Source organism: Oligoflexus sp. (assembly GCF_035638955.1).
GTDB lineage: Bacteria > Bdellovibrionota_B > Oligoflexia > Oligoflexales > Oligoflexaceae > Oligoflexus.
Map to the genome: position 1 here is coordinate 65,003 of NZ_DASQYZ010000451.1, position 14,771 is coordinate 79,773.

Annotated in this window: 13 protein-coding genes; 6 read left to right on the forward strand and 7 right to left on the reverse strand. The window is 53.3% G+C overall.

What is annotated here, in order from left to right; translation table 11 throughout:
* Positions 1-104: 104 nt before the first annotated feature.
* Together VE954_RS37070 and VE954_RS37075 are read right to left on the reverse strand one after the other, a co-directional pair.
* On the reverse strand, positions 105-281 hold the full coding sequence (locus VE954_RS37070) for a hypothetical protein (protein WP_324962654.1): 177 nt from the start codon (positions 279-281) through the stop codon (positions 105-107).
* Positions 278-1,378, reverse strand: a complete 1,101-nt coding sequence (locus tag VE954_RS37075; RefSeq protein ID WP_324962656.1) for a serine protease — start codon at positions 1,376-1,378, stop codon at positions 278-280. Before VE954_RS37075 ends, VE954_RS37070 begins: the two co-directional genes overlap by 4 nt.
* 210 nt (positions 1,379-1,588) lie before the next feature.
* On the opposite strand from VE954_RS37075, the gene VE954_RS37080 reads away from it, so the two are divergent.
* Positions 1,589-2,581, forward strand: coding sequence for a rhodanese-related sulfurtransferase (locus VE954_RS37080; protein ID WP_324962658.1), 993 nt, complete (start codon positions 1,589-1,591; stop codon positions 2,579-2,581).
* On the opposite strand, the gene VE954_RS37085 is transcribed toward VE954_RS37080, so the two are convergent.
* Both VE954_RS37085 and VE954_RS37090 read right to left on the reverse strand, forming a co-directional pair.
* Entirely contained in the window at positions 2,554-3,048 is a 495-nt protein-coding gene (locus VE954_RS37085) for a GNAT family N-acetyltransferase (protein ID WP_324962660.1), read from the reverse strand. The genes VE954_RS37080 and VE954_RS37085 overlap by 28 nt on opposite strands.
* Before the next feature lie 75 nt (positions 3,049-3,123).
* Entirely contained in the window at positions 3,124-5,049 is a 1,926-nt protein-coding gene (locus VE954_RS37090) for a 7TM diverse intracellular signaling domain-containing protein (RefSeq protein WP_324962662.1), read from the reverse strand.
* Between the two features lie 257 nt (positions 5,050-5,306).
* Here VE954_RS37090 and VE954_RS37095 point away from each other — a divergent pair, with 257 nt between their 5' ends.
* A complete protein-coding gene (locus VE954_RS37095; protein WP_324962664.1) occupies positions 5,307-6,617 on the forward strand; it encodes a hypothetical protein in 1,311 nt (436 codons plus the stop codon).
* On the opposite strand, the gene VE954_RS37100 is transcribed toward VE954_RS37095, so the two are convergent.
* Genes VE954_RS37100 through VE954_RS37110 form a run of 3 tightly spaced genes read right to left on the reverse strand, consistent with a single transcriptional unit; the run spans position 6,618 to position 9,758 of the window.
* Positions 6,618-8,072: a hypothetical protein gene (locus VE954_RS37100; RefSeq protein WP_324962665.1), complete on the reverse strand. Its 1,455-nt coding sequence runs from the start codon at positions 8,070-8,072 to the stop codon at positions 6,618-6,620.
* A gap of 11 nt (positions 8,073-8,083) precedes the next feature.
* Positions 8,084-8,506 carry a response regulator gene (locus VE954_RS37105; protein WP_324962667.1) on the reverse strand — a complete coding sequence of 141 codons (423 nt, stop codon included), beginning with the start codon at positions 8,504-8,506 and terminating at the stop codon, positions 8,084-8,086.
* Between the two features lies 1 nt (position 8,507).
* Entirely contained in the window at positions 8,508-9,758 is a 1,251-nt protein-coding gene (locus VE954_RS37110; protein WP_324962669.1) for a tetratricopeptide repeat protein, read from the reverse strand.
* 224 nt (positions 9,759-9,982) lie between these two features.
* On the opposite strand from VE954_RS37110, the gene VE954_RS37115 reads away from it, so the two are divergent.
* The 4 genes from VE954_RS37115 to VE954_RS37130 all read left to right on the forward strand — a co-directional run bounded on the left by VE954_RS37115 (position 9,983) and on the right by VE954_RS37130 (position 14,724).
* The gene (locus VE954_RS37115; RefSeq protein WP_324962670.1) at positions 9,983-11,224 is read left to right on the forward strand and encodes an MFS transporter; all 1,242 of its coding nucleotides are present in this window, start codon (positions 9,983-9,985) and stop codon (positions 11,222-11,224) included.
* A gap of 72 nt (positions 11,225-11,296) precedes the next feature.
* The gene (locus tag VE954_RS37120; protein WP_324962672.1) at positions 11,297-12,796 is read left to right on the forward strand and encodes a HAMP domain-containing sensor histidine kinase; all 1,500 of its coding nucleotides are present in this window, start codon (positions 11,297-11,299) and stop codon (positions 12,794-12,796) included.
* Complete coding sequence (locus VE954_RS37125) at positions 12,793-13,296, forward strand: hypothetical protein (RefSeq protein WP_324962674.1); 504 nt, start codon at positions 12,793-12,795, stop codon at positions 13,294-13,296. Before VE954_RS37120 ends, VE954_RS37125 begins: the two co-directional genes overlap by 4 nt.
* Positions 13,297-13,356: 60 nt before the next feature.
* Positions 13,357-14,724, forward strand: a complete 1,368-nt coding sequence (locus VE954_RS37130) for a sigma 54-interacting transcriptional regulator (RefSeq protein WP_324962676.1) — start codon at positions 13,357-13,359, stop codon at positions 14,722-14,724.
* Positions 14,725-14,771 lie beyond the last annotated feature (47 nt).

A 14,771-nucleotide genomic window follows, 5' to 3' on the forward strand; every position in this document is an offset into this window, starting at 1 on the left:
TAGCCTAAAGCGAACGGCTCGTCCAAAAAGTTCCCGGAGAAAATGCAGACGGTGGGGCGTAACGCGAATGGCGTTGTGTTGGGGCAGGAAAATGGAATAGAGGATCAGGGCGGGTTTTTGACTTGCCAGCGCGTGTCGATATAATCACTGCGGCCCGACCACTGGTCGAGGGTAGCCGGTGCGGGTTTGGTCGGGGTGTCCTGCTTGTCCTGTTTCGAACGCCAGGTTTTACCGCAACTCATCATGAAGCTGAGGCTGAGCACGAGGATGAAAAATTTCATGAGCCTTGTCCTTTCTCGAGCCGAACCTGTCTTTGTCCGATCGGCGTTCCACTTTTATCAAGGGCCACTAAAGTCATGTCAGGCATGGCATCGGGCGTGGACGGGGACTGGTAGAAAGCTCGGCCGTGTTGCACGCTTTGGCTTTTCAGGTTGATGACCCCCGCTCGATCCGCGCGGCAGTCCTTGATCAGGCCCGAACAGATCAGCAGGCGATCGGTCTGGGCCGAGGCGGCGATCCACAGATGCGCCTCGGTACCTTCACCGGTTAAAGCCAGATAAATTTGCGTCTTGGGTTGCAGAGTCTCTTTATAGAGAGCATTCACGCCTGCTGGAAAAAGCTTCTGCAGCAAAGGCGATTGGGTATGAATCGACCAAAGACCGGTTCCATAATTCCAGGTCAAGGGATCTTCCTTGTTCGCCTGATCCCAACCAGGCTGACCCAAACTATGGCGTCCGCCGTTGGCCAATGACACCAGCATGTGGGTTTCTTTTTTCAAAACACCGCCGCCCGAATTGCCATTGATCACGCCGGCATTGAAAAATAACTGAAGACCCTTCACGGCTTTGGCCTGACCTTCAGCATAAGTCGAGGCCCAAACATTGCCGCGATCATCGGGAAATCCCACCGTGAAAAGTTCATCACCTTGATCGACGTCCATGGATGCAAAAATATCATCCGCGCTCGTGGCCACCCGAGGCGGGTAGGGTATGGACTGCGGGACCGGCGTCAGCCAGCGCACTTCGAGCAGTCGATAATCAAGAGCTGCCGAACTTTCTGCGACGGCGGTCACTTCCAAATCCTGCGTGCCTCGGGTGAGGATCGACCAGCCCGTCCGCAAGCGATCGCCAGCTTTGGTTCCGCAGTGATCGGCGGTCAGAACATAGCGCGGATTGAGCAGAATGCCGGAGCATCCCGCGACGTGAACTGTCCAGAGAATTTCATCCGCAGTTGCCGCATGACGGCGCGAATTGCCACTGGCTTCACTGGATTTGTCTTCCAAATAAATATCGTGTAAAACGCTTTTTTTGAGCGGGCGACAAGCCAAACTGCAAAAGATCAGAAACAACAGGAACGTGCGCGGCCTCAGAAACAACATGTTGGACTCCTCATCTGCGCCATAAATGCAAGACGAGTTCCATCGTTTCATAGATTTAACATGTTGATTTTTATGCATAAAATAATGAGTGGACCCTGCCAGAGTCCTGGCGTTGTTTAAAATGCCGTCACTTGGACCTTGTTACGCCATCTAAGCCCTTGACAAAGATCGACCCATGGTCGAAGACCTTGCTTCAGTCTGGAGGAAACCATGCTAAACGCCGAAAAAACCACGCTTTCCTTTTATCGCTATGTGAATATCGAGGACCCTGCGGCCATGATGCAGATCCTGCGAGAGGCGTGGGAACCGTTAGGCGTGAAGGGGCGGACTTATGTGGCCCATGAAGGGATCAATGCCCAGGTTACGGTCCCGGATGAAAATCAGGACGCGTTCTGCGAGCTCGTGCGGTCCGTTTTTCCAGATATTCCTTTTAAGTTTGCCCTGGAAGAAAAAGGCGAGGCCTTTGCCAAATTAAAAATCAAGGTGCGTAAAAAACTGGTGGCCGATGGCTTGCCGGATGGCGCCTTTGATGTCACCAATGTGGGTCGGCATCTCGACGCCGAAGCTTTCCATGAGGCGCTGGATCAACCCGGAACGCTGGTCGTTGATCTGCGCAATCATTATGAATGCGAAGTGGGACATTTTCAGGGCGCTTTGCTGCCGGAAGCCAATACCTTCCGTGACGCCTTGCCCGAAGTGCTGGATAAATTGCAGGGCCAGGAGGATAAGAAAATCCTTCTGTACTGCACAGGTGGTATCCGCTGTGAAAAGGCCAGTGCCTATTTTCGCTTCCGCGGCTTCCGCGATGTGAATCAGTTGCACGGCGGGATTATTGATTACGCGCGTCAGATCAGTGAGAAGGGTTTGCCATCCCGCTTTGTCGGTAAAAATTTCGTGTTTGATCAGCGCATGGGTGAACGCGTGACCGAAGATGTGATTGCCCACTGCCATCAGTGTGAAAACAAGTGCGATACCCACGTCAACTGTCGCTTCGAAGGTTGCAATCGCCTGTTTATTCAGTGCGAAGGCTGCGCTACGACCTTCGAAGGCTGCTGTTCCCGCGAATGCCAAACCATCATGCACAAACCGAAGGAAGAGCGCGTCCTCGTGCAACATGAATGGGAAAAGAAGCTGGGCTCGACGCATTATCTGAGTCGCACCAGAATTCCCGAAAATTATGCCGAAACCATCGAACGCACATAAAATGCCTGGCAACCATGATGACCGGTGTCGCCCATGGGTCGATCGAGACGCTTAAAATTATATTTCTCATAGACCCGGATGGCATCTTTCATCTCGGGAATGGTTTCCAGGTAAAGACGCGTGTACCCGGCGGTCTTGACCAAAGGCAGCAGCTGATCCATGAGAGCCCGACCGAAACCAAGGCCCCGGGCTTCCGGCAGGAGGTACATCTTTTTCAGTTCCGCCGTCGATGCATCGCCGCCAAGGAGCGGACCAAAGCCCGCTCCGCCGACGATTTTGCCATCCACTTCGGCCACGAAATAGGCGGCACGCGGCGCCTGATAATTTTCAAATAGGCTATCCAGTTCCGTATCGACAAAGGCAAAGCCTTCCCGATTCAAACCAAACTCAGTGAGCACCTGACGGATGACAGCAGCCGTGGCGGTATTGTCGGCAGCCTGGATGGGACGTACGCGGGTGTTTTTCATAGGCGTTTCCTTTCTGCACCTGGGACGCGATCCTAGCATGAAGAATCGCCTTCGGCCAATGCAGGAAAGCCCGGATCAAGTCCCTGTATGCGGATACAGAATGTCCTGCTCTTTACTCACCATCGCATAGTACAGCACCCGCGCCGATGGATCGTCGCGGACTTTGAGGTTGTGCCTTGTCAGGTCAAATTCCATAAATCGTTTGCGCAGATCCGTGGGCAGGCTCAGGTAGATCTCTTCCTGAATGACCAGCACCGAGGCATCCGGCTGACCCTGGAACAAATGCTTGCGCATCCCTTCATAGCGGGTGGCCAGGATCACCGCGCGTCCATAGAGATCGTATTCCCGTGTGCCGCTTTCCGGATAAAAGCCTTCCAGATCGCCGCCGGCGATGCCAACCGCGCAGTGAATCGGCAAGGGGTAATCCATGGTTTTGATGTGTTCATCAAAAATAGCAATGAATCGCAGCGCCATCCGCGTGGCGAAGGCGGCCTCGTTGCTTCCATCCGGCACTTTAAAGGGATAGCCTATCGAGCAGAGGAAACCATCCCCCATCTCTTTCATCCGGTAGGCATTGGCGCTCAAGTTGGAGGTCGAATAATTCTCCATCATCACTTCATAGCAGTGCGTGAAGAATTTTTTAATCACCTGAGTCTTGTTGATATGTTTGATCGTGGAACTGCCAATGATGTCGAAACATAGCACACAGCCCTTGCCTGGGCCCGTCGGCATCGTATCTTCCAGGTTACGGCCGCCTTCCATCATCAGCAGTTGATGGGGATAGAACACCTTACCCAGCTGCCGGTAGCTGTGCTTGCGTTTGGCTTCCTCTTCCATCAGGCTCGATTGAATCGACGCGTAATTTTTGGCAATCGCTCCAGCCTGAAACAGGATAAAGATCAGAAATCCCATGTGCAGGGTATAGGTTCCTGTCTGGTCCTGATAGGAATTGATGACATCTATGGATGAGAAGACAATCATACAGATCATGCCGAGACTGATCCAGCGGATGCCCACGCGCTGACGCATCATGGCCAGGGTCAGGGTATAGGCTGTCACCAACACGGCCGACAGATGGCCCACATGAGCGATGCGCAGAAAGTTGGTCACCACGGAGATGGGAAACAGGAGACTGCAAAGGATGGCCGCGTACCAACCCACACGCCAGGGGATGAGTTTTTTCGGGTAGTCTTTCGGAAAGAGCAGCCCGATGAAGGTTTCCAAAAGCGGCGCAATCACATAGAGACTGCCGTATTCAAGACGATAGGAAATTTCCCAGCTGGGATCCAAAAACAAATCGAAGATGCGGGTATTGGAACTCGCCAGGCGTTGCGCGACGGCACCACAGCAGATGGCAAAGACAATCGTGACCGTCTCCCGACGGATGAAGTAGAGGAATCCGTGGTAAAGACCAATCATCAGAATGGAAGCTGCAAACCCGGCTTCCATGATTTGCCGCAGGCGTTGGCTGTAATCAAAGGCTTCATATTTCGCCAGCGTCACGGGATAGTAGACACCGCCTCGCGCGTGCAAAAAATTTGACATGTAAATTATGATTTCATAGCGGTCAGCCTTGGGCAGCCGCACATGCAGGGACTTGCGCGATGGAATTGTGGTGCTGCTATCACGCCCCACCTGGCCGGATGCGCCCAGGCGTTGTCCATTCACCCAAACTTCAATGGCACTGGGTGCATCGTTCAGAAAGAGGCCCCATTGATCGGATTCGCGGATCTCGACATCCGCCCGCAGGGACACGATCCCTTCCCCTTGATAGGCATTGGCCCACGTGCCTGGCAGATTCAGAGTTTGCGCCTGCGTCCAGCGTTCGACATCGGATCCGGGAACAAAGTCACCGGGTATGAAGCGCCAATCACCGCGCATCTCGACGCGCTGCGAGCCGTTTTTATCATCCCAGTTCTTAAGATCCAGGCGACCGTTCTGCATCTGGAAATTCCGGGCGTGATGTGGCGCTATGCAGCCGCCCAGAAAGGCGAGAAGCATGAAGAGAATCCCGTGAATTCGCAAGACGTCCAAAATAATTCCAAACTCCTGTGAAAAACCGCTAGGTTCCTGCCTAGGTTGTCGGCTCGCTGGGGAAATTTATTGAATGGGGAGTTTTGGATCCTTGCTCAAAAGCAGTCAAAAACCCTGCGGTTTCCTATCCTGGCTTCAGCACGGCAAGCTCTGCCCTCTTTCCCAGCCTTATGAAGCTGCTAGTATCAAGGTGTCCCCTCGTATCTTTTGTTGGAGAGACTGGCATGCTGAAGTTTCGTGGCGCGCATATAAGGCCAAAAACCTGGGTTCTGGGAGCTTTCATCCTGGGACTGACAGCATGTAGCAAGGATCTTTTGGAGGTCCAGTATCCACAGATGATCTCGCCCGCCGAGGCCTATACCGAACTTACCAAACTTGCGGTCGGCATTGATGGCAAGATGGATCCTGTCCTGCGCGAAGAGGTCATGAAAGGGCTGAAAGCCTGTCCACTGTTCGCGGAAGTAGCCGCTATGGATAAACCCGTGCGCGTCAGCGGCAGCAATCCCAAGGACTATTTTGATGCTCTGATCAAGCGTTCGCAGCAGGCGCAATTGTCCCAGGGCATCATGAGTATACAGATCGAGGACAATTCGGAGTCGTCGCAGCTGGAAAAAAGCCAGGCTTTTGTGCTGGCAGACCAGGCTGCCAACGATTGGTACCCGTCCTTTGGTGTCCCAACCGTCGGCTCGCTGGGTTTTCCCAAGCGTCCCGAGGTGGCTCCCAAGTGGACGCTCCGCAAGCGTGATACCTATGTGCGCGCCGAGAAAATGCAGTATATCGTACGCTTCGTCATGTACAACCGCGTGGCGGGCAAGATCGTTCATGATCGCATCGTCTCCAATACCTCGACCCTGCTCAATTACTCGCGCAAGCCCACCCTGAAGAAGCCTAAATTCACGGAACTCGTGCAGCGATCCGTGATGGACGAAATCATGTTCTATGCGTGTCCGGCCAAGGATCAGGTCACACGCAAGCTTTACTATGTAAAGAATCCCACTCCGGATGGTGAGCAAATCAATGAAGGGGTGGACCTGGCGGAAGACAACCGCTGGAGCCTGGCCGCCACCAAATGGACCAATGTTCTTTTGAAGGATAAGAAGAACATCATCGCCCATCATAACCTTGGCGTTCACTATGAACGATCGGGTGAAATCTTTCAGGCCATGGACCATTTCAAACAAGCCCGCTTAGGCAAGGCCGGCAAGCTGATGGATAATGTGATCGAGGAAATTCGCAATCAGTATCAACCCCGCGTGGATGGGGCTGCGGTCTATCCCCAGGTCACGTTCGTGACCGGAGGCAACTGGGCCTTTGTCCGTTCGGATGATATGGAGATGGTCGACGGCCAGACCTATTCCCTGTATCGGTTTGAACCCGTGGTCAATTCGGAGACGTCGCGCACGACAGGGCTGTCGATTCGTGAGGTTGGACTCTTTAAAGTGGCGTCGCCTTCGACCCAGTATTACCCGGGCCGCATCAAGGAATTTTTGATCGACTATCCTGTGAAACCCGGGGATTTTGTCATCGTGGAATGATCAGGAGGCCGAGGTTTCCAGCGTGAAACCCGGCATGGTCGACACCAGAGGCCAGGCGTCGAAGAGTGCGGGAGCGTAATCACTGCGCAGACCGAAGTTCAAAAGGATGCGGCTGGCGCCGATCACCAGCGGTATTTGCACAAAATAGCCCGGACTCCGAATCAGACTGAAAAAAGCCGAATCTGAGAAAGCCGCACCGCTGTAAACCTGCTCGAAGCTGTAACCAAACTGCTTGCTCAGCCGATTGAATTCCTGCCCCATCTTTTGGATCATGCGACTGAACGCTCGAATCTGCCCTTCCGAATCTTCCAGGCTTTCGTCATCCTCAGCTTTAACCCGCTTGGCCAACAATTGCGCTGTTTCATAGTCCATTTCAATGCCGATGGTATATTCGCCTTGCCAGCCGCCGCCGTGGAATACATAAACCGCTTCGGTGGCATGCGATTTGGTTTGGCCCGCCTGAATCTGCTGCTTTCGGGCATCGACGCCGAAAGAGGACCTGAGCGTGCTCTGGCAGACTTCCATGGCTAAATTCAAAAGCCGCACATCCATGATGTGAGCCATGCGATTGTCCATGCTGACTTCAATTTCCTGCACCGAAACCTGATAGGTGCTATAGCGCAGGACCAGATCGAATTTTTCATTATCGAGCTTAAAGGGCAGCTTGAAGGAGGCGCCGGGAGCCGTATCCTTATTGAGAAAATGATCCCCGCTGTGAACCAACTGCAGCGAGGTCCTTAACGTCCAGCCGAAATCACGTAATTCCGAACGCATGACGCCCATGATTTGATTGGTGATTTCGGCCAGCAGATCCATGCCCAGTTCACGGTCCACCTGGTCGGGCGGCAGAAAGAGAATGGTTTCACCAAATTTTTTCAGCACAGCGTCGGTAGTCATAACCGTCAGCGAGCCATAGATTCCGTCACCGTAAAAGGTCATCACAGCGGCGATGGTTTCCGTCGATTCCTCGGCCTTCACTTCGCTGACCTGAGATGGTGTCAGGCGCAGCTGCGTGTTGCGATACACAACGTCCATCACGCTGGTCAGGATGCTTTTAAAATAACGCGCATCGAGCCTGTAGTTGGACGGTGTGAGGAGGTTCCGTAGACAGGCGAAGATGAATTCCAGGCTGAAATCGTTCTTGGCTTTGCAGAGCTTGTCGACCGGGACGGCGGCCAGAAGCTTTTCCGCATTATCAGGGGAGGCAATGATGTAGGGGAAGCTTTTGGACCGTTCGAGACAGCCGATAAAGACATTGGCTTCCGAACGTTCCATGGTGGTGGCCGTGAAGATGATATCGATCTTGCCACTCTCGATGGCATCAGCAGCCTGGTTGATGTTCTGCCGATACACGGTCAGTTCCATCCCGGAGACTTTTTGAAAGCGTTCGACCGCTGTCATGGCTGCGGCAGCCATGTCCTTGGATGGACGCAGAATCAGTATGGTCTTGGCCACGCCCGATCTCCTTAGATTTCCTGCATGGATTCAATAATGCGCTTCCAGTAATCCAGATGACTGAGGCACTGGCCGACCGTGTCCTGGATCTTCTGCATCGTGGCCGGCTTGGTGATGTAGCCATGCACGCCGTTCATAAAGCACTCAAAAGCCGCGCTGCAGGAACGGTCCCCGGTGATGGCGACGACTTGAATGCCTCGGTTGAGACCTATGATCTGCCGCACCAGGTCCAGACCGTGGATGCGCGGCAGATGCAGGTCGGACAGCACGAGGCGGACTTCGTTATGCTGCACGTATTCCCAGGTTTCTTCGGATGAGGAAAAGGCCACGACATCCACCCGATCACCGAAGAGGCGTTTGACGACCTCGGCGATGACTTCAAGCACTTCTTCTTCATCGTCGACAATAACGACCTTATGGGGATGGTTCAGCATCTTAAGCCCCTTTTTGATTTTGGATTTTTTTATAGTTGAGGACATCGCCCTGGCGGATCACGCGATCCTTGATCCGGCTGAAATCGCGGGTGCTCTCTTCCTGCTTCAGCTCATCTTTCAAGGCGGTGATCTGGGCTTCGGCCCTTTTATAGTGGGCCGGAGCCAGCTCCTGACATTTTTCAAAGTAGGTGAGGGCGGCTGGAAGGTCGCCCTTTTTCTTCATGCAAAGACCCAGATTCAGCCACAGTTTATAGGCGATTTCCTTGTTAGGCAGGATCTTCATTGCGTTGTTATACAGACGTTCCGCGGTCCTGAAGTGTCCGGATTCGGCCATCGAGATGCCTTTGAGGTTGAACATCCGGGCGATTTCCATGGACTGAGTCGAGGCAATGTCGGCCGTGCCGGCGATATTGGTGCGGCCTTCCACGAGGTTGGCCGCCAGGATTCCCTGCTTGGCTCTTTGGTTCTCCGGTTCCTTTTCCAGGGCGGCTTCGAAGGCTGTGATGGATCGTTCCACATTGCCCTGCTCGAGATAAACATCACCCCAGTGCAGAAGATTCTGCAGATGAATCTCCGCCAGACGCAGGGTTTGCTGCATGATCAGGTTATAGTTTTCCGTGTCGCCTTTTTTAAAATAAATCGAGGCCAGAAGGTTGGCCACTTCGAGCGACTTGGGTCGCATTTTTTGGGCCACCAGCGCGGCATCCAGCGCCCGATCGAGTTCCTTGAGGCCAAGGTGCACCTGGGCCACCCAGATGTGATAGCGCAAGGACGTTTGAAAACGGTCGGCCAGAACATTGAGCAGTTTCTTGGCTTGGCTGAACTGGTTCGCAGCAAGCGCCGTATGGGTCTCGTTGATCTGCTTCAGAAAGCTGACATTGGCTGCGATATGGGTCTGGACCTTGGTCAGCATATCGAAGAAGCGGCGGCTATGAAATGGCTGCTCACAGACCCAGACGAAATCCAGGTCTTCCAGCAGAAGTTGGGCATAGTCCGAGAGTTTGTCCGTTAAAAAGAGAATGGGGACAGCAAAGCTTTCCGGGTGGCTCCGCAGGTGCTGGGCCGCGCGCAGACCATCGAGTTTTTCCGGGTCCTTATTGTAGACCAGAAAAAAATCCTGCAGATCAAGCGAGGGTTTTTCGGTTTTTTGCGGCACTTTCCAATCATGCGGCCAACTGAGCAGCTTTTTATAGCCGTTCAGCGCCTGGACCAGTTCATCACTGTGATGGATCAGGTGAATCGTGCTCATCATGTCTCTTTCAGTGCATGCCCGGGGTCAATGCCTTTATTTTAACCCATCAGCCCCACAAAAGCACGGAGCGCTGTTTTTATTGAATAAAAGTCGAATGCTGCCGCAAATTTGACAAAATGAAAAAAACTCGGAAAAGCTCAGCATTGGAATGATGATCCCGACGATCCCTGTTGCTGAAAAAGTTCCGTGTTAAGATGGATACGATCGTTCAAAGGAACTTCTTTATGCTGCCCTCGCGTCGCCAGCTCATTGTGCTGCTTGTGTGTGGAACCCTGCCGGTCATGACAACCGCCAGTCTTGCCCCGATATTACCCGGAATGCATCGGGCGTTTCATGATATTCCGCAAATCGATGTTCTCTCGCGCCTGGTCCTGACGGCACCGGCGCTTTCCATCGCCATGGGAGCGTTGCTTGCCGGCTTTCTCTTGGATCGTTTGGGACGCCGGAGCGTGCTGGCGGTGAGTCTTCTTATCTTTGCGCTGTTTGGGTCGTGCGGACTGTGGGTGCAGGATATTCAGTGGCTGATTGCTTCGCGCTTTATCTTTGGTTTTGCGGTGGCCGGAATCATGACCGCGACGGCCACCCTGCTCGCCGATTTTTTTGAACCAGGTCAGCTGCGTAGCAAGATGGGTTTGCAGGCCGGAATCATGGGCGGCTGGGGTATTCTCTCGCAGACGGCCTCGGGCTGGATGGCGGAAACCAGCTGGCGTTATCCCTTTGCCCTGTTCCTGGCGGCTTTGCCGCTCTTGCCTTTTGTGCTCCTTTGGTTGCCCGAGACGATCAAGCCGCAGGAAAATCCCAAGGTGTCGCGTGATTCATCAGGCCACATTTCCTATCAGATGCTGGTGATCGGATTCTTTTCTTTTGCGGCGATGGGACTGTTTGTCGTTGTTCCCATTCAGGCGCCTTTTTATTTTGGGCACCGTTTAGGGATTGGTCCGACCTCGACGGCCATCCTGGTGAGTGTATTGACCGGCGCCAGCTCCCTGACGTCACTGAGTTTCGCATTTTTGAAGGGACGTTGGTCGCAGAAGATGATTTTAACTGTCGGCTTTCTGTGCATGACCATCGGCTTTTTGATGCTTAGCCTTTGGACACGACGCCTCGTCCTGGCTGGTGGCATGGCCGCCATTGGCTGTGGTATCGGCAGCATCGGGCCCTGCATCAGCGCCTGGATTGCGGAACTGACTTCACCGGCGTATCGCGGACGGGCTATGGGATTGCTGACCACTGCCAATTATTTAGGACAATTCTCGATCCCGCTCTGGAGCCAAAATTTGCTTGAGCCGTATGGCTATGAAGGCCTCTTTCTTTCCGCGGCACTCGTCAGTTTTTTGTGCAGCGTGAGCGTCATTCTGAGCTTGCGCAATCTACGTCTGAATGGAGTCAGCAATTCCATAGAAATGGTGGTCCTGCCGACTCCTGGTAAAACCGAAAAAGACGAACAATCCCGCCGCTCTTCGTAATCGGACCTTGGTTTTTTCCCGCTCAACTGCTAGACGAGTAAGTCGGTCTTGTCATGTGAAGCGGGGGTTGTCATGCCTGTATATCAAGCCAGGTCCATTCGACAAATGGTGCTGCTCGGTTTCCTCGTCGTTCTTCTGCCTGTGGTGGCTGCGTTGATCTATGGCGCCAACTCCCTCAGTTCGATGGCGCGTAATCATCGCGATCATCTTGTGACAGCGGCCGATGCTGCGGAAACATCGCAAAATCTTGCGAAGAGCCTGCTCGACCTGGAACGACTCGCGCGTCAGTATCATCTTCTGGCTGACGCCAATCTTCTGTCCGTCTTTAACGGCGAGGTCGACAAGGTTCTCGAAAATCTGAACAGCCTGCGCACTTTGCATCGCGACAACGATGTCGTGCATCACGCCAATCGATTGGAAGATTTGGTCAAGACGATGCGCACAGGACTCAATGAAGGGTCCTCGGAAAGTGACAAGGTGTTCGAAGCCCTCCAGCTCATACCGCAGATGCGAGGCTCACTTCAGCAACTGCGCTCAGCCATCGAAGAGGATTTGAAAGATAAGGTGGAATCTGCCAAACGCCTGGCCGAGGTCACGCAGTCACGACTCCTTATTATCGGTCTTACTGTTCTGCCCGGCACGCTGCTTCTGGTGGCTTTCTTCTCCGTGCTGATCACGCGGCCTATTAAAACCATCGATGCCACGATCAAACAGATAGGCATGGGTCATTATCCGAGTCATGTGGACCTGAGAGGTCCGCGCGATCTATCGATCGTTGCCAAGCGACTGACCTGGCTAGGCCAGCGCCTCAAGGATTCGGAAGCGTCCCAGGAGCGATTCTTGCGGCATATTTCGCATGAATTGAAGACCCCCTTGGCGTCCATCAAGGAAGGCATCGAGCTGCTTGCGGATGGCATTCCTGGGCCGATCAATCCGAAGCAGCGCGAGGTGCTCGATATCCTTCAGAGCGGCCTTTTGCATTTTCAGAAACTGATCAATAACCTGCTCGACTTTAATCTTTTGCGTGGCAACAAGACGCTCATGCGTTCACCCGTCGTACTGAGTGATTTGATCAGCAATCTGGTTCGTATGCATCAGCTGCCAGCCTCGCGGAAGGGCATTCAATTTGAATTGATAGGTGAACCCTTGAATGTCGCCGTGGATAAGTCGGTCCTGAGTGCGGCGATTGATAACCTCCTCTCGAATGCGCTTGGTTTTTCACCATCCGGCGGACGGATCATCGTGCGATGGTTTCGACGGGATGATGATCTTGTGATTGTGGTAAGAGATGAGGGCCCAGGCATTGCGCGTGACGAGCGGGAAAAGATTTTCCTGCCATTTTATCAAGGTAAGGCGACCCGTGATGGGCCGTTGAAGGGAACCGGCATGGGGCTGTCCGTAGCTCGGGAATGTATAAACTCTCATGGGGGCGAACTGCTGATCGTTGACGCCGACAAAGGGGCATGTTTTGAAATCCATCTGCCCCAGGTTTTGCGTCAGGATCCCCCCGGGCTGTCGCCCAAGAGCGACAGATCACCTCGTCGTTGGACGGAGGCACAGGATTATTCATGAAAACACATCTCATATTCTTGGCTGGTTTGGTTTGTCTTGCGTCCTGCGTGCATAAAGGAGCGGAAGGGTCCCGGGCTCTGCCTCAACCGATCTTTCGGTCCGATATGAGCATCTGGGTGGACTATGTCAACAATCTCGAGGCTCTTGGGACCAAGGAACTGAAAAGCGAATACGATCGCCTAAGGCGCATCAATGACCGAGGCTGGGATGATGAGCTGCGTTTTTCGCTCGCCAACAGCGTGCAATCATTGAAGGCGCACAACTATCAGAAGGCAGCCGAAATCATCGGCCATGCGTCGGGCAAGGTTCAGGGTAATAGTGATCTGAAAGCCTGGCTCCGACTCTATGGGCAGCAGATGAACACTTTGGCTCAGCTTGATAAGGAACTGACGGAAGAGAAACGGCAGCGCACCGAGCTCGAAAAGAAGTTAAAAGCACTTTCTGACATCGAACGGGATATCAGTGAGCGTAGTAAAAATACCGACATTGCGCGGCCCTAAGACGGTGGCATGCAACTTGTAATGACTCTGTTTTTACACCGGACCTTGTAGGAGGCTTCCATGAGCGAGGCTGCTCGCATTTTGCTGGTCGACGATGACCAGGGATTTCTGACCTTACTGTCGATGCGTTTAAGTGCCGAAGGGTTTAGTGTGGAGACGGCTTATAGCGGTCGGGAATGTTTGCAGAAAATTGAAGGTTTCCTGCCCGATATCGTCATTAGCGATCTTCGCATGGACGTGATGGATGGAATGGAGCTTTACGAAAAAGTCCATAAGCTGATGCCTTTTGTCCCAGTCATTATGATCACGGCACATGGAAGCATCCCTGAGGCTGTCGCTGCTACGCAACAGGGAGTTTTTTCATTTTTGCCAAAGCCAATTGACCGGACTCAGCTGCTTGAACTTATTCATAAGGCTCTTGAACAGAAGGGTCGTTTGCCGGAAAGTCTGCGGGAACAAACGGAGTCAGGTTTTGTGACCCGTAGCCCTCGTATGCTGGAATTGTTTGAACAACTCAAACTCGTGGCGCCCTCTGATGCCAGTGTGTTGATCACAGGTGAGAGCGGCAGTGGCAAGGAGCTCTTCGCACGCGCTATTCATCGTGTCAGCAGTCGCTCACAGGGTCCGTTTATCGCGATCAACTGTGGTGCCATACCCGCAGAGCTCCTCGAATCGGAGCTGTTTGGTCACGTGAGAGGCTCCTTTACTGGCGCCAATAAGGATCATCCAGGTTTATTACAGGCCGCTCGAGGCGGAACTCTGTTTCTCGATGAAATTGGCGATATGCCTTTGGCATTGCAGGTTAAATTGCTGAGAGTTTTGGAAGAGAAAACAGTACGACCGGTCGGTAGCACCATAACGGTGCCAATTGACGTGCGTATCATTTCAGCGACACATCGCGAATTGCCCCAAATGATCCTCGATAAGCATTTTCGTGAGGATCTTTACTACCGACTTAATGTCATCCATTTCAGTCTGCCGTCGCTTCGGGATCGTCGTGAGGACATTCCCCTTTTGGCGGAAACCTTCCTTCGGGACGTCGCGTCCAAACAAAAACCCGGAGTCAGGGCTTTCGCTGCTGGCGCGATGGAATTGCTTACGGGCGCCGAATGGCCTGGCAACGTCCGTCAGCTTTATAATGCGGTGGAGAAGATGGTGATCCTCTCGCCCGGCCCGATTATTTCAGCGGCTCACGTGCGCTGGTGCATCGGGAGCGAGGCGCTGGAAGTTCCGTCCTTGGCCGAGGCCAAGAATCAGTTCGAGCGGGATTACCTGATTGAAACCTTGAAGAAGACGCATGGCAACGTCAGCAAGGCTGCACGTGCTGCCAAACGCAATCGTACGGACTTTTACAAGCTCATGGCTCGACACAACCTGCAGGCTTCCATGTTCAAGATGGGGCGGCGGGAAGAGGAAGCTGTCGAATAGAGTTGGTGAAGAGTGCTGTCGCATAAAAAGGCGCTATCATGGATAGC

Excerpts from the sequence above, each read along its gene's own strand:
- VE954_RS37070 (WP_324962654.1), bottom strand. The coding sequence starts at position 281 with ATGAAATTTTTCATCCTCGTGCTCAGCCTCAGCTTCATGATGAGTTGC.
- VE954_RS37075 (WP_324962656.1), bottom strand. The coding sequence starts at position 1,378 with ATGTTGTTTCTGAGGCCGCGCACGTTCCTGTTGTTTCTGATCTTTTGC.
- VE954_RS37080 (WP_324962658.1), top strand. The coding sequence starts at position 1,589 with ATGCTAAACGCCGAAAAAACCACGCTTTCCTTTTATCGCTATGTGAAT.
- VE954_RS37085 (WP_324962660.1), bottom strand. The coding sequence starts at position 3,048 with ATGAAAAACACCCGCGTACGTCCCATCCAGGCTGCCGACAATACCGCC.
- VE954_RS37090 (WP_324962662.1), bottom strand. The coding sequence starts at position 5,049 with ATGCTTCTCGCCTTTCTGGGCGGCTGCATAGCGCCACATCACGCCCGG.
- VE954_RS37095 (WP_324962664.1), top strand. The coding sequence starts at position 5,307 with ATGCTGAAGTTTCGTGGCGCGCATATAAGGCCAAAAACCTGGGTTCTG.
- VE954_RS37105 (WP_324962667.1), bottom strand. The coding sequence starts at position 8,506 with ATGCTGAACCATCCCCATAAGGTCGTTATTGTCGACGATGAAGAAGAA.
- VE954_RS37110 (WP_324962669.1), bottom strand. The coding sequence starts at position 9,758 with ATGATGAGCACGATTCACCTGATCCATCACAGTGATGAACTGGTCCAG.
- VE954_RS37115 (WP_324962670.1), top strand. The coding sequence starts at position 9,983 with ATGCTGCCCTCGCGTCGCCAGCTCATTGTGCTGCTTGTGTGTGGAACC.
- VE954_RS37120 (WP_324962672.1), top strand. The coding sequence starts at position 11,297 with ATGCCTGTATATCAAGCCAGGTCCATTCGACAAATGGTGCTGCTCGGT.
- VE954_RS37125 (WP_324962674.1), top strand. The coding sequence starts at position 12,793 with ATGAAAACACATCTCATATTCTTGGCTGGTTTGGTTTGTCTTGCGTCC.
- VE954_RS37130 (WP_324962676.1), top strand. The coding sequence starts at position 13,357 with ATGAGCGAGGCTGCTCGCATTTTGCTGGTCGACGATGACCAGGGATTT.